Below are 13,698 nucleotides of genomic sequence, written 5' to 3'. Positions count from 1 at the left end.
GAAGCCGTGCGCGGTGGTGCCCGGCCCGGTCGTCGCCGTCGCGCCGGGGCCGGCGAGACCCGTGGTGGGGGCGGCCGTCGGCGTCTGCGCCCCGGGCCCGCTGCGCGGCGTGGGCCGGTCGCCGTCCACCCCGCCGGGCAGGTCGGTGGGCGGGACCGGCGGGGTGACGAGCTGGGTGGCGGCGGAGAGGTCGTAGCTGGCGGCCAGGCCCGCCACGAGCTGCACCATCCGCTGGTGCGCCTTCTCCCGCTCGGCCTTGTCCTGCTGGTGGCCGAGGAACCCGCCGATCGCCGCGCCGGGCAGCCCGAAGATCGCGCCCTTGGCCGCGCCGGAGATGGCCTTGTCGTGGTCGTCGGTCTCCTCGGGGCTCTCCGCGTCCTGCTTGGCCGTGCGGAGCTGGCCGGACATCGTGGACAGCCCCTGCCGGACGTCGGCCATCCCCTCGGCCAGCGTCTCGGCGTACCGGACGATCAGCGTCAGCCGCCGCTGGAACTCCTGCCCGGCCGCGCCGCTCCAGGTGCCGGCGAGCCCCTCCAGGTCGCCGTCGAGGCTCCGGCTCAGGTCGTTGAGGGTGTCCCGCATCGTGCTCCAGCCGGTGGCGAGGCCCTCGATCTGCTCGGGGTCGCCGGCCCGGACGCCGTCGTACAGCTGCTGGTGGCTGACCGGCTCGTAGCGCTGGGTGTACTCAGACATCGCGCTTCTCCTCCAGGGCGTCCTCGACGCCGTCGAGGACGGCGGCGATGTCCCGGGAGTTGGCCCGGTTGCGTGCCTCGGTGGTCTGGTAGTTCGCCAGGATGGTCTGGGTCGCGGTCTGGGCGGCCCGCACCGCGTCCCGGAGCCGCTCGGCCCGCTCCTGGTAGGAGGACTGCACCTCGGAGTAGCGCCGGGCGTTGCTGGTCGCGTCCGCGAAGGTGCCGAGCGCGGGCGGCCGGCACTGCAACTCGGTGCTGAGCTTGCGCAGCACGCTCTCGGCCTCGGCGAGTCGACCGGCCAACCGCCGGTGGAAGTCCTCCAAGGACAGTACGTCGACTGTCGTGCGACCGGTCATGGCAGCATCCCCGTCGTTCGTCGCCAACCTCTGACCAGCCACAGGTTAGTCCACCCCGGCCAGCCCCGCCGACCCACCGCAGCCGGCCCCGCCGACCCCCGCCGAGGCCGGGCCGGGCTCCCCAGGGCACCGGCGCACCCACAGCCGGGCGGCCACCTCCGCGCCCGGTCAGCCGCCGGTGGTCGGCGTCGCCGACCCGGCGTCCGGGTCGGGTTCGGCGGCGGACGGCTCGAAGAAGCTCAACGCCCGGTCCCGGTCCAGGACGGGGCCGGTCGGCACGAGGGCCAGCAACGAGGCGGGCACCACCACCGGGGTCACCCCCTCGTACCCGAGGGCGGTGAGCGCGCCCGCGCCGAGCGGGTACCGCAGCCCCTGCTCGTTGATCAGGTAGACGGTCGCGCCCGGAGCCGCACCGGCCCCCTGTCCGGCCTGGACGAGCACCCCCTTGCCACCGGGCAGCAGCACGCTCTCGGCGGTGCGTACCGCGTCCCGTGCCCCCTGCCGGACCTGCGTGACGTCGGCCGCGTCCGGGGCGAGTTCGGCCGGTGGCCGGTCGAACACCTCGATCCGGGTGCCCGCCGGAGCGCCGTCGACCCCCTGCCGGTACGTCGCGCAGACCACCGTCTCGCCGCTGCGGGCCGGGTGCAGCTCCGGCAGGGTCGGGGGCAGCCCCTCGGCGTCCACCTGCTGCCGGACCAGCAGCCGACCGGCCTGGTCGGGGGTGATGTCGGTGACCCGGCCACCGTCGCTGAGCAGCAGCAGGGCGCTGATCTCGCTGATCGAGACGAGCCCGTCCCGGGTCAGCACGTAGTGCTCACCGGCGGCCCGGTACACCTGACCGATCCGCCCCGGCCCGTCGCCGACCAGGGTGCCGGTGGTGTCGCCCTGTCCGCTGATCGACGGCTTGCGCAGCACCGGGCCGGCCGGGATGGCGTTGAGCAGTTGCTCGCTCAACCGGACGGTGGGCGCGCTGGCCATCCGCAGCGCGGTGAGCGCCTGGTCACCGCCGGAGACCCGCAACCGGGTGTCGCGGGTGAGCAGGTACCGCTCGTCGTCGACGGAGACCAGCATGCCCCGTTCCGCCAGCGGCGTGCCGCCGGCCAGCGGCCGGTCGATCACCACCCGGGTGTACGACCGGCGCGGGTTGGCCGGGTCGGGCACGTCGCAGACCGACCAGGGCAGTCCGGTCAGCGCCTTCGGGCCGGGGAGCGCGTCAGGAGCCCCGACGATGCCGACCGCCCGGCCCCGGGGCCGGTCCGCGATCGACGCCTGGGACATGGTCCGGACCGTCGGCTGCGCGTCGCCGAGGATCAGCCGGGCGGAGGCGTAGTTGAGCGTGGGGTGCAGCCGCCCGTCGAGGAAGACGTACGTCGCGCCGGTCTCCCGTTCGATCACCAGCGTGTTCGACTCCAGCGGGGCGGCGTTGCCGGTGAGCTGCCCGTACGCGCCGACCCCGCCGAGCACCACGGCGGCGGCGATCACGCTGCCGAAGACCGCCAGGCCGAGCCGCCGCATCGGCAGGTTGGGGGTCTCCGGGTCGCCGGCCAGCAGCGCGGAGACGATCCGGCGGGTGACGAACCGGTACGCCTGCACCTGGTCGCGGCGGGTCCGCATGCACACCTCCGACGGGGGTCGAGCCACGGCGAGCAGGTCCGTCGGCCGCCGCGGGCTTCCCTACGATAAGGGGCCGTCGGCAGGACCCCGGGCCCCACGGGGGTCGGCGCCGACCGGTCCCGACCGTCGACCCCGAGCCCCAGAAGGGACGTTCGCCGATGACGCAGGTGCAGGCGCCCCCCGGTCGTAGCGCCGGGCCCCCCTCGGGTACGCCCGACCGGCCGGTGTCGCCGAGCGACCGGCGTCGCCAGGGCCGGGTCGGCCCGGTGGTGGTCGGTCAGCTCGTCGCGCTGGAGCTGTGCCTCCTCGGTGTCTGGGTGGCCTCGACCGGGCCGGGCTGGCTGTTCGGCGTGGCGACGACCCTGGCGGTGCTCCTGCTCGCCGCGCTCTTCGGCCGCCGGGGCGGCCGGTGGTGGTACGAGGAGGTGATGCTGCGCCGCCGGCTGCGCAACCGCCGGCGCAGCGCCCGCGCCGCCGTCGCCGACGGCGGCACCGATCCCCGGCTGGCCGCCCTCGCCCCGGAACTGTCGGTCGTCGAGCTGACTGACCGGGGTACCCGGATGGGCATCGGGCGGGACGGCCGGGGCTGGTTCGCGGCGGTGGCCCTCACCGCCGGTCCGCAGGCGGCGGCCGGTCCGGTGCCGGCGGCCGTGGTGGACCGGGCCCTGGCGGTGCTGCGCGACTTCGTCGGCCCGGTCACCCTGGCCCAGGTGGTCTCGCACACCCTGGTCTGGTACCCGACCCCGGGTGCGCCGCCGGCCGCGCACCGGACGGTCTGGGTGGCGCTGCGGATCTCCGTGCCGCACGCCCGCAACGAGGCGGTGAGCCGGGGCGGGGGCGTGGCCGGCGTGCACCGGACGGTGGCCGCCGGGATCGGCCGGCTCGGCAAGGCGCTCACCGCGGCCGGCCTGCACCACCAGGTGCTGGACCGGGACGGGCTGCGGGCCGCCGTGCTCGCCGCCGCCGGGCTGGACCTGACCGCCGAGCCGCCGACGGAGACCTGGACCGGGCTGACCGGCGGCGGGTGGAGTCAGCGCTGCCTGACCCTGCGGGTCCGCTCCGGCGCACCGCTGGCCGGCCTGGTGGACGCGGTGACCGGGACCTCCGCCCCCTCGCACACGCTGGCGACCGTGGTCGTCCCGGGCGGCCGGCCGGTGCCCCCGCTGCTGCGGGTGGCCGCCATGGACAACCACGTCGAGGCGCTGGTGAAGGTGGTCCGGGACCTGGCCCGGCGGCACGGCACCCCGGCCCGCCCGCTGGACGGCCAGCACGGGCCGGGCGTCTACGCCACCGCCCCGGTGGGCACGGCCGCCGGCACCATCGCCCCCGGCACCTGACGCGTCGCCGGGCCTCGCCCCGGCTCGGGACGGGTCACGGGCGCAGGTGGACGATCCACTCGTAGACGCCGCAGACCCAGCAGGCCAGCGGGACCAGCGCCACGATCAGCAGGATCTCGACGATGTCCAGGGTGCGGCCCCACACCGGGGAGATCCGCTTGCCGGCCACGGTGAGCCCGTAGACCAGGCTGATCACCGCCACCAGCACCAGCCCGCCGACGACCAGGCCCAGCCGGACCGCCAGCGATCCCCCGGCGAACAGGGCGTACGCGGTCAGGCCCAGCCCGGCGGCACCGGCGACCAGCACCGGGACGCGCTGCGCCCGACCGAGGAACGGGCGGGCCCGCAGCAGCGACAGCAGGGCCAGCACCAGGCCGAGCAGCACCGCCGGCAGCCGCCCGTCCAGGGCGAGGACGACCTCGGTGCCGAGCACCAGCAGCGACACCGTCCAGAGCAGGCCGGTGAGGAACTCGTCGGCGCGCTCGCTGAGCTGGAGCACCTGCCGGCCGTCCACGCTCTCGGTGTCGCTCTTGAGGTCGTCCGGGCCGGTCGGGATGGACGGCACCGGCAGCCGGGCCAGCCGGTACGCCGTCATCGGCAGCATCGGCACGGTGCCGAACGCGACCGCCGCGACCACCGCCGAGGCGGCCGGCGCGCCGAGGTCGAAGAGCAGGGCGAGCAGCGCCCCGCCGACGACCGCCGCGCCGATCGCCACCGCGCCGAAGAACAGCGGCAACCGGTCGCCGACGGCCAGCGCCGCCACGGCGCCGAAGACCACCACGGCGGTGCCGGCGAGCAGCATGTCCGGGGCGGCCAGCTCGGGCAGCGGCCGGTCCCCGGCGAGCACCAGCAGGCCACCGACCGCCGCGTACCCGAGGCCCACGGTGGCCAGCACGACGCCGGTACGGCTGTCCCCGGCGGCCCGGGACAGCACGGCCGCGCCGACCACCAGGACGACCGCGAGCAGCAGCCCGGTCACCGCGCCGGGCAGGTGCGGCGGCCCGGCGGTCAGCGCGACGAGGGCCCCGACGCCCAGTGCCGCCGCCGCGAGCAGTACCCCGAAGGACCGGGTGGTGGAGACCTGCCAGGCGCCGGCGCGCTGGTTGGTGGCGGTGGCGACGGCGTCCACCACGTCGTCGAAGACGATCTCGGGGGCCGCCGAGATCCGGGGGTTGAAATAGAGCACCTCGCCGTCGCGGACGCCGAGCTGCGCGGCGGTCCGGCCGCCGTCCAGCGGCGGGCCGCCCAGCCGGGCCAGGCTCCAGCCGCCGTGCCGGGCGCCCTCGTCGGCCAGGTCCTCACCGGCGTACCGCAGCAGGGTGGGCAGCAGGTCGGCGAGCGGGACGTCGGCGGGCAGGGCCAGGTCCATCCGGGTCCTGGGCGCCACGACGGTGATCCGGCTCAGCCCGCCGGTCGGCGTCCTCGTCGCCACTGCGGCCTCCTCGTGCGCTCCTGCGATCCACCGTGACCGGCGGCATCGCCCCCGTGGGTCCACGACGCCCACGGGAGATTACCTACGATGGCGGGCACGTACGATGCCCACCCGACGACTCCGGCCGGTCACGCGCCATCCGGAAGCCGCCGCCGCACCGGCCGCGGCCCCGGTCGGCGCGCACCGTGGGCGGGCCGCTTCTGGGGGAGGAGACAGCCGTGAGCACGGTGGTGTTCCGCCGGCTTCCACGCCAACCGGGGCCCGCCCTGCCGCGCGGCGAGGTGCTGCTGGAGTCCCCTCCGGAGCTGCCCGAGCCGACCCCCCGGGGGATGGGCCAGCTCCTGATGATCCTGCCGATGATCTGCGGGGTCGGCGCGATGGCCTTCCTCTACGCCGGGCGGGGCGGCGGCATGATGACGTACGTCGCGGGTGGCCTCTTCGGCGTGTCCATGCTGGGCATGGCGATCGGTTCGCTGGCCACCGGCAACAACGACAAGGCGGAGCTGAACGCCGAGCGCCGCGACTACATGCGGTACCTCGCCCAGATGCGCCGGCGCACCCGGCGGGCGGCCGAGCAGCAGCGGGCCGCGATGGCCTGGCGGCACCCCGAGCCGGACGCGCTCTGGTCGATCGCCGCGTCGCGGCGGATGTGGGAGCGCCGGGTCACCGAGGACGACTTCGGTGAGGCGCGGGTCGCCACCGGGCCGCAGCGGCTGGCGGTGGAGATCGTGCCGCCGGAGACGAAGCCGGTCGAGGACCTCGAACCGATGAGCGCGATCGCGCTGCGCCGGTTCGTCCGGGCCCACTCGACGGTGCCCGACCTGCCCACCGCGCTCTCCGTCCGGGCGTTCAGCCGGGTGGTGCTGCGCGGCGAGCGGGAGCCGGTGCTTGACCTGACCCGGGCCGCGCTGGCCCAGCTCGCCACCTTCCACGCCCCGGACGACCTGGTCGTGGTCGTGGTGGCCGCCCCCGACCGGCAGTCGACCTGGGAGTGGGTGAAGTGGCTGCCGCACACCCAGCACACCTCGCGGACCGACGCCGCCGGTGCCCGCCGGCTGGTCTTCGCCAGCCTCGCCGAGGCCGAGGAGGCCCTCGCCGAGCTGCTGGCCGGCCGGCCCCGGTTCACCCCCGAGGCCAAGCCGCTGACCACCGCGCCGCACCTGGTGGTGGTGGTCGACGGCGGCGAGATCGCGGCGACCTGTCAGCTCACCGGGCACGGCCTGCTCGGCACCACCGTCGTCGACCTCTCCGGGACGGTGCCCCGGGACGCCGGCCGGTGGCTGCTCTGCCTCGACGCCGGCGACGGCAGCAGCCTGGAGCTGGTCCGGGGCACCTCCTCGTCCCGGCTGGGCCGCCCGGACCGGCTCGGGGCGGCGGCGGCCGAGGGGCTGGCCCGGCAGCTCGCCCCGTACCGGCTCTCCCAGCAGCAGGCGACCGCGGAGGAGCCGCTGGCCCGCAGCACGGAGCTGCCGGACCTGCTCGGGGTCGGCGACGCCGCCACGGTGGACGTGCGGCAGACCTGGCAGCCGCGTGGCCACCGGGACCGGCTGCGCATCCCGCTCGGCGTCGGGCCCGACGGCAACGTGGTCGAACTGGACTTCAAGGAGTCCGCGCACGAGGGCATGGGCCCGCACGGCCTGGTCATCGGCGCGACCGGGTCCGGCAAGAGCGAACTGCTGCGGACCATCGTCGGCGCGCTCGCCGTGACCCACTCCTCGGCGGAGCTGAACTTCGTCCTGGTCGACTTCAAGGGCGGCGCGACCTTCGCCTCGCTGGAGGCGCTCCCGCACACCAGCGCCGTGATCACCAACCTGGCCGACGAGCTGCCCCTGGTCGACCGGATGCGTGACGCCCTGGCCGGCGAGATGACCCGCCGCCAGGAGGTGCTGCGGGCGGCCGGCAACTACGTCTCCCGGTTCGACTACGAGAAGGCGCGGGCGGCCGGTGAGCCGCTGGACCCGATGCCCAGCCTGCTCATCATCTGTGACGAGTTCAGTGAGCTGCTCGCCGCCAAGCCGGACTTCATCGACCTGTTCGTGATGATCGGCCGGCTCGGCCGGTCGCTCGGCGTGCACCTGCTCCTCGCCTCGCAGCGGCTGGAGGAGGGGAAGCTGCGCGGCCTGGACACCCACCTGTCGTACCGGATCGGCCTGCGCACCTTCTCCGCCGTGGAGAGCCGGATCGTGCTCGGCGTGCCGGACGCGTACGAGCTGCCCAACGCCCCCGGTCACGGGTACCTGAAGACCGACACCAGCACGATGCTGCGGTTCCGGGCCGCGTACGTCTCCGGGCCGTACCGGGCGCCGGGGGAGAGCGCCCCGGTGTCGCGGGCGATGGTTCGCCGTCGGATCGTGCCGTACGGGGTGGACTTCGTGCCGGCCCCTGCGCCCGAGTTGGAGGTGGAGACCGCGCCGGAGCCGGAGCCGGCCGCCGAGGGCCGTACCGTGGCCATGCTGGACGTGCTGATCGACCGGATCAAGGGCCGGGGCCAGCCCGCCCACCAGGTGTGGCTGCCCCCGCTGGCCGAGCCACCGGGCCTGGGCGAGCTGCTGCCCGCGCTGAGCAAGGACCCGACGTACGGGCTCTGCACCGCCGGCTGGCCGGGCCGGGGCACGCTCGTCGTCCCGGTCGGCGTGGTCGACCGCCCGTACGAGCAGCGCCGCGACCCGATGCTGGTGGAGCTGGCCGGGGCGGGCGGCAACGTGGTCATCGTGGGCGCCTCGCTCAGCGGCAAGAGCACCATGCTGCGCTCGATGCTCGCCTCGCTGGCGCTCACCCACACCCCGCGTGAGGTGCAGTTCTTCTGCCTCGACTTCGGCGGCGGGGCGCTGCGCAGCCTGGCGGCGCTGCCGCACACCTCCGGGGTGGCCGGCCGGCGGGACACCGAGGCGGTCCGCCGGACGGTGGCCGAGGTGGTGGCCCTGATCGACGAGCGGGAGCTGCGCTTCACCCAGCACGGCATCGACTCGATGGCCGGCTACCGGCGGCGTCGGGCGGCCGGCGAGTTCGGCGACGACCCGTTCGGCGACGTCTTCCTCGTGGTGGACGGCTGGAACACGCTCCGCCAGGAGTACGAGGAGCTGGAACAGACGATCACCAACCTGGCCAACCGGGGGCTCGGCTTCGGGGTGCACGTGGTGCTGACCGCGGTCCGCTGGGCGGAGATCCGGATCAACATGCGGGACCTGCTCGGCACCAAACTGGAGCTGCGGCTCGGCGACCCGAACGAGTCCGAGATCGACCGGCGGGCCGCCGCGAACGTGCCGGAGAAGTCCCCGGGGCGCGGGCTCACCCGGGACAAGCTGCACTTCCTTGCCGCGATCTCACGGATCGACGGCCGCCGGGGCGTCGAGGACCTGACCGAGGCCTCGGTCGACCTGGCCCGGCACGTGGCGGCGGCGTGGCCGGGCCGGCCCGCCCCGAAGGTACGACTGCTGCCGCGCCGGCTCCCGGTCGCCGAGCTGGCCCGGATCGTCGACCGGTCGGTGCCCGGCCTGCCGATCGGGGTCAACGAGTCGGCGCTCGCCCCGGTCCACCTCGACCTGGCCAACGAGCCGCACCTGACGATCTTCGGCGACGCCGAGTGCGGCAAGACCAACCTGCTGCGGCTGATCGCCCGGGGCATCACCGAGCGGTACACCCCGGCGCAGGCCCGGCTGGTGATCGCCGACTACCGGCGCGGGCTGCTCGGCGCGGTCGAGGGCGACCACCTGCTCGACTACGCACCGTCCAACCAGGTGTTCGGCCAGGGGCTGGCCTCGATCCGCAGCGCGTTGTCCAACCGGCTGCCCGGCCCGGACGTGACCACCGCGCAGCTTCGGGACCGGAGCTGGTGGAAGGGCCCGGACCTCTACATCCTGGTCGACGACTACGACCTGGTGGCCTCCGGCGGCAACAACCCGCTCAGCGCGCTGCACGAGCTGTTGCCGCAGGCCCGGGACATCGGCCTGCACCTGATCGTCGCCCGGCGGGTCGGCGGGGTGGCCCGGGCGCTCTACGAGCCGGTGCTGCAACGGCTCCGCGAGCTGGACTCGCCCGGCCTGCTGATGTCCGGCAACCGGGAGGAGGGCGCGGTCTTCGGCACGCTGCGACCGAGCCCGCAGCCGCCCGGCCGGGGCACCCTGGTCCGGCGGCGCGACGGCCAGCAGTTGATCCAGACGGCCTGGGCCGACCCGGGCTGAGTCCCCATCGGTCACCCTCCGTCGCGGCCCGGCACCGGTCGTCGCCGCCCGGCCCGGTGCTCGTCACCGGCGTCCGGGCCGGCGGCCGGCTTCGGCCGGTGTGGATCCGGTGCCGGGTGGTGACCGTGGACGCTGTGCCGACCCACCGGCCGCGAGCAGGGCTGCGAGGACTGGACGGGCTCCGCTACGGTCTCTATCGAACGGTCCGTCGGTGGGGTGGTTCTGCCTTGCCGCGGGGGATGGGGCGCGGCTGATCCGCCGCCACAACCGATGACGGAAGGATGTGAAGCATGGCGTTCGAGGTCGAAGCTGCGACTCTGCATACCGCCGCGAGTGACGTGCGGTCCACGCGCAGCGAGGTCGACGGCGAGCTGAAGAAGCTGTGGGGTGTGGTCGACGACCTGGCCATCGCCTGGAAGGGGCAGGCCTCCGGCGGTTTCCAGCAGCTCATGACGCGCTGGAACGAGGACACGGCCAAGCTGCTCACGGCCATGGACAACATCGCCGACCTGCTCGACAAGTCGGGTACCACGCACCAGGTCAACGACGAGGAGCAGCAGCAGATGCTGGACAAGTTCCACGCTGCGCTCAACCCGTGATCCGCCGCGACGAGCAGGGGAGGAACCCATGAGCATCAAGGTCGACTACGCCGTCCTCGAGAGCAGCAACCAGCAGATGCAGGCCATCTCGCGGACGATCGACGAGAAGCTGGACACGCTGCGGTCCATGCTCACCAAGCTGCACTGGGAGGGCGAGGACCGCGCCGCCTACCAGCAGCACCAGGCCCAGTGGGACACGGCGGTGCGCGACATCAACCGCATCCTGAACGACATCGGCGGCGCCGTCGGTCTCGCCAAGGAGAACTACGTCACCACCGAAATGAGCAACTCCAAGGTGTGGAGCTGAGTTAACCGCGCCAGCGGCTCCGGTCCGGCTCGACCGGGCCGGAGCCGCTGTGCGTCTGCCCGTCCAGGCTCATGGGGGAGTCATGCGTAACCGTCTCCGACCGCTGCGGTGGTCCGCCGCCGCGCTGACGGTGCTGGTCGCCACCGGCACCGGCCTGCTGGTCGCGCCGGCCCCGGCGTCCGCCGAGACGGTCCGCGAGGCCCAGTGGTACCTGGACACCCTGCGCGTGCCGGAGGCCCACGAGACGACCCGGGGGCGGGGGGTCACCGTGGCCGTGGTCGACTCCGGCATCCACGCCGCCCACCCGGACCTGCGCGGCCAGGTGCTCGCCGGCCGGGGCTTCGGTCCCGGCGCGGCCCGCGACGGCCGCCGCGACGTCAGCGACAACGGCCACGGCACGTCGATGGCGGGGCTGATCGCCGGCCGGGGCGCGGGCGCGAACAGCCTGCTCGGCATCGCGCCGCAGGCCAGGATACTGCCGGTGGGCACCCCGGAGCGGGCCCGGCAGGCGGACCTGGCGGCCGGCATCCGGTGGGCCGCCGACAACGGCGCCGACGTGATCAGCCTGTCGGTCGGCGGCAGTGACGCCGCCGAGGACGAGCTCGCCGAGGCCGTCCGGTACGCCCAGGGCAAGGACGTGGTGCTGGTCGCCGCCGCCGGCAACCGTGCCGACGGCTCGACCACCGTGGTCGCCCCGGCCAACATCCCCGGCGTGGTCGCGGTGGCCGGGGTCGACCGGCGGGGCCGCCCCTCGGCGGAGTCGGTGACCGGCAGGGAGGTGGCGGTCTCCGCCCCGCTGGAGCGCATCCTCTCCATCGGTCCGCCCGACCACGTCCCGAGCGGGTACGGCTTCATCGGCGGCACCAGCAGCGCCACCGCCATCGTCGCCGGGGTGGTGGCGCTGATCCGCGCGGCGCACCCGGACCTGGACGCCGCCAACGTGATCAACCGGCTGGTCCGGACAACCCGGGACGAGGGGCCGGCGGGCCGCGACCCGGAGTACGGCTTCGGGGTGGTGAACCCGGTGGCGGCGGTGCGCCGCGACGTGCCGCCGGTCGACAGCAACCCGCTGCTCGCCACCGTCGCGGACGACGACCCCCGCCCCGAACCGGGCGAGAGCGGGGACGAGCCGGGGGCGCCCCTGTCGATCGGGCTCGCCGACGGGATCGGTGGTCTCCAGCTCGCGCTCTACCTGCTGGCCGCGCTCGCCGTGGTCGCCGTGGTGGTGGTCCTCGTGGTGGTCAACCGGCGGGCCCGCCGCCGGGCGGTACCCGCGCCGGCCCACTCCCCGCCGGGCGGGCACCCGTCCGCCGCCGCGGTCGGTCCGCAGCCGCCGGTGGCCCCGTACCCGCACGCGCCGCCGACGGCCCAGCCGCCGGCCCCGTATCCGTACGCTCCCCCGGCGGGAGCGGGTGGGCAGCCGCCGTCCTGGCCGGCCGCCGCACCCCCGCCCGCGCCCGGCTCCGACCCGTACCCGCGCTGACCCCGGACACCGCCGGCCGGCCCTGTCCCGCGTACGCGGGGTGGTCCCGGCGCTGAGGAAGGACACCCATGACCGACGAGAACGGTGAGGACCGCGTCGAGGTCCGGCTGCCGGCCGGCCTGCCGCTCAACGCCGGCACCCCCAACGGGGTGCAGGTACGCGGGCTGAGCTGGGACCAGCAGGGCGTCGACCAGGCGGAGACCCCCAGCGGGCTGGTCGCCGGCAGCGGCGAGCGGGGCGTCGAGACCGAGTGGGACGCCGGCACCCTCGACTCGGCGATCACCTGGCTGGAGACGCACGCCAGCTACCTGTGGCGGCTCTCGCACAACATGGTGGAGATCAAGGACACCCTGGGCGGGGACACCGGCGCGGGCGGGCAGAACAGCCCGTTCGGCAGCTTCGACGGCGCCCGGGAGCTGGCGCAGCGGCACTCGGGGCTCTACACCTCCACCGAGCGGAACCTGCGCACGCTCTCCGACGACCTGTACTCCGCCGCCGACGCGCTGCGCGAGGTCAAGCGGAACTACGAGGACGCCGAGGGCGCGAACGCGGTGACCGCGCAGGAGATGACGCGGATGCTGAACAGCGCCGCCAGCGGCGACGCGAGCTGACGGGGGGAGCGGGAGATGGGTGACAAGAGCTGGGAGGACATGGCCCGGGAGGTCCTCGTCGACGGCCGTCCGGACAAGATCGCCAGCGCGGCGCTCGGCTGGCAGGAGCTGATCAAGAACCTGGGCGAGGTCAAGGAGAGCCTGGAGACCAACGTCAAGGACCTCAACGCCACCTGGAAGGGCCCCGGGTACGACGCGTTCAAGGGTCACATCGAGAAGCTGGCCAAGAACGTCGAGCAGACCATCGACGACGTCGACAACCCGGGCCGGGGCAAGGTCAGCCTGATCGCCACCCTGAACACGGCCGCGAGCCAGCTCGAGGAGGCGCAGGCGAAGATGCCCATCCCGGCGGCGGCCATGGGTGACGTGCTGGCGGCCCGCAACGGTGAAATGATCATCGGTGTCGGCCTCTTCGAGACCCGGGTCAAGGCCGACGTGCTGGGCAGTTGGCCGGTCGAGCAGATCGGCAAGTTCACCGACTGGCTCACCGGCTGGTTCTCCGATCAGGAGGGCGAGGCGCGGCAGGTCTACAACGAGGTCAACGGCAACTTCCGGGACCGGGTCCGGGACACCGGCGAGAGCGGAAACGTCACCGGCCTCACGCCGGACGACATGACGCCCTTCGACCCGAGTGGCGGCGGTGGGGGCGTACCCCCCGGTGGGATGCCCGGGGCGGGCGGGCTCGGCGACACTCCCGGCCTGGGCGCCACGCCGTCCGTCGGCGGGGTGGGCGGGGTCAAGCCGCCCGGCACCGACGGGTTCACCCCGACCACCCACCCCGACCTGGGCTCCGGCGGCGGGTACGACGACGGCCCGGGGACGTACCCCGGCACCGGCGACTACCCCGGCGGCGGTGGGCTGGACGACGACGAGTGGAGTTCGGGGCTGGCCGGCGCGGGCGGGCCCAGCACCCCCGGGCTCGGCTCCGCCGGTGGGGGCGGGCTGCCCGGCGGGTCGGGCCTCGGCTCCGGCGGCGTGGGGGCCGGTGGCGGCCTGGGCGGCGGTGGCGGCGCGATGGCCGGCGCCGGGATCGGCCGGGCGGTGAGTCCCGGAATGCCCCCGATGGTCGGCGGTGGTGGCGCCGGG

The 13,698-nt window shown here is 75.1% G+C and carries 11 protein-coding genes; 7 read left to right on the top strand and 4 right to left on the bottom strand.

All coding sequences use genetic code 11. The features are described from left to right. The 3 genes from AWW66_RS28055 to eccB form a co-directional block, all read right to left on the bottom strand. The coding region (locus tag AWW66_RS28055; RefSeq protein WP_169807188.1) for a WXG100 family type VII secretion target at positions 1-693 on the bottom strand (693 nt) is incomplete at its 3' end. After that, the gene (locus tag AWW66_RS28050; RefSeq protein WP_067372479.1) at positions 686-1,048 is read right to left on the bottom strand and encodes a hypothetical protein; all 363 of its coding nucleotides are present in this window, start codon (positions 1,046-1,048) and stop codon (positions 686-688) included. The genes AWW66_RS28055 and AWW66_RS28050, both read right to left, overlap by 8 nt. 168 nt (positions 1,049-1,216) lie before the next feature. Then, positions 1,217-2,662: a type VII secretion protein EccB gene (gene eccB / locus AWW66_RS28045; RefSeq protein WP_067372476.1), complete on the bottom strand. Its 1,446-nt coding sequence runs from the start codon at positions 2,660-2,662 to the stop codon at positions 1,217-1,219. 158 nt (positions 2,663-2,820) lie between these two features. On the opposite strand from eccB, the gene AWW66_RS36145 reads away from it, so the two are divergent. Further along, the gene (locus AWW66_RS36145) at positions 2,821-3,999 is read left to right on the top strand and encodes a type VII secretion protein EccE (protein ID WP_067372473.1); all 1,179 of its coding nucleotides are present in this window, start codon (positions 2,821-2,823) and stop codon (positions 3,997-3,999) included. 34 nt (positions 4,000-4,033) lie between these two features. On the opposite strand, the gene eccD is transcribed toward AWW66_RS36145, so the two are convergent. Beyond that, a complete protein-coding gene (gene eccD / locus AWW66_RS28035) occupies positions 4,034-5,431 on the bottom strand; it encodes a type VII secretion integral membrane protein EccD (RefSeq protein ID WP_067372470.1) in 1,398 nt (465 codons plus the stop codon). Between the two features lie 218 nt (positions 5,432-5,649). On the opposite strand from eccD, the gene eccCa reads away from it, so the two are divergent. The 6 genes from eccCa to AWW66_RS28005 all read left to right on the top strand — a co-directional run. Beyond that, positions 5,650-9,612, top strand: coding sequence for a type VII secretion protein EccCa (gene eccCa, locus AWW66_RS28030; protein WP_067372467.1), 3,963 nt, complete (start codon positions 5,650-5,652; stop codon positions 9,610-9,612). 290 nt (positions 9,613-9,902) lie between these two features. After that, entirely contained in the window at positions 9,903-10,211 is a 309-nt protein-coding gene (locus AWW66_RS28025; protein ID WP_067372465.1) for a WXG100 family type VII secretion target, read from the top strand. A 28-nt stretch (positions 10,212-10,239) separates the two neighbouring features. Beyond that, a complete protein-coding gene (locus AWW66_RS28020) occupies positions 10,240-10,518 on the top strand; it encodes a WXG100 family type VII secretion target (RefSeq protein WP_067372462.1) in 279 nt (92 codons plus the stop codon). Between the two features lie 82 nt (positions 10,519-10,600). Further along, complete coding sequence (mycP, locus tag AWW66_RS28015; protein ID WP_067372459.1) at positions 10,601-12,001, top strand: type VII secretion-associated serine protease mycosin; 1,401 nt, start codon at positions 10,601-10,603, stop codon at positions 11,999-12,001. 68 nt (positions 12,002-12,069) lie between these two features. Then, the gene (locus AWW66_RS28010) at positions 12,070-12,612 is read left to right on the top strand and encodes a hypothetical protein (protein ID WP_067372456.1); all 543 of its coding nucleotides are present in this window, start codon (positions 12,070-12,072) and stop codon (positions 12,610-12,612) included. A 15-nt stretch (positions 12,613-12,627) separates the two neighbouring features. Next, on the top strand, positions 12,628-13,698 hold a 1,071-nt coding region (locus AWW66_RS28005), incomplete at its 3' end, for a WXG100 family type VII secretion target (protein WP_067372454.1).

Source organism: Micromonospora rosaria, from assembly GCF_001567585.1.
Taxonomy (GTDB): Bacteria; Actinomycetota; Actinomycetes; order Mycobacteriales; family Micromonosporaceae; genus Micromonospora; species Micromonospora rosaria.
Note: the sequence above shows the minus strand (reverse complement) of the source record. Positions and strands in the feature narration are given on the sequence as shown.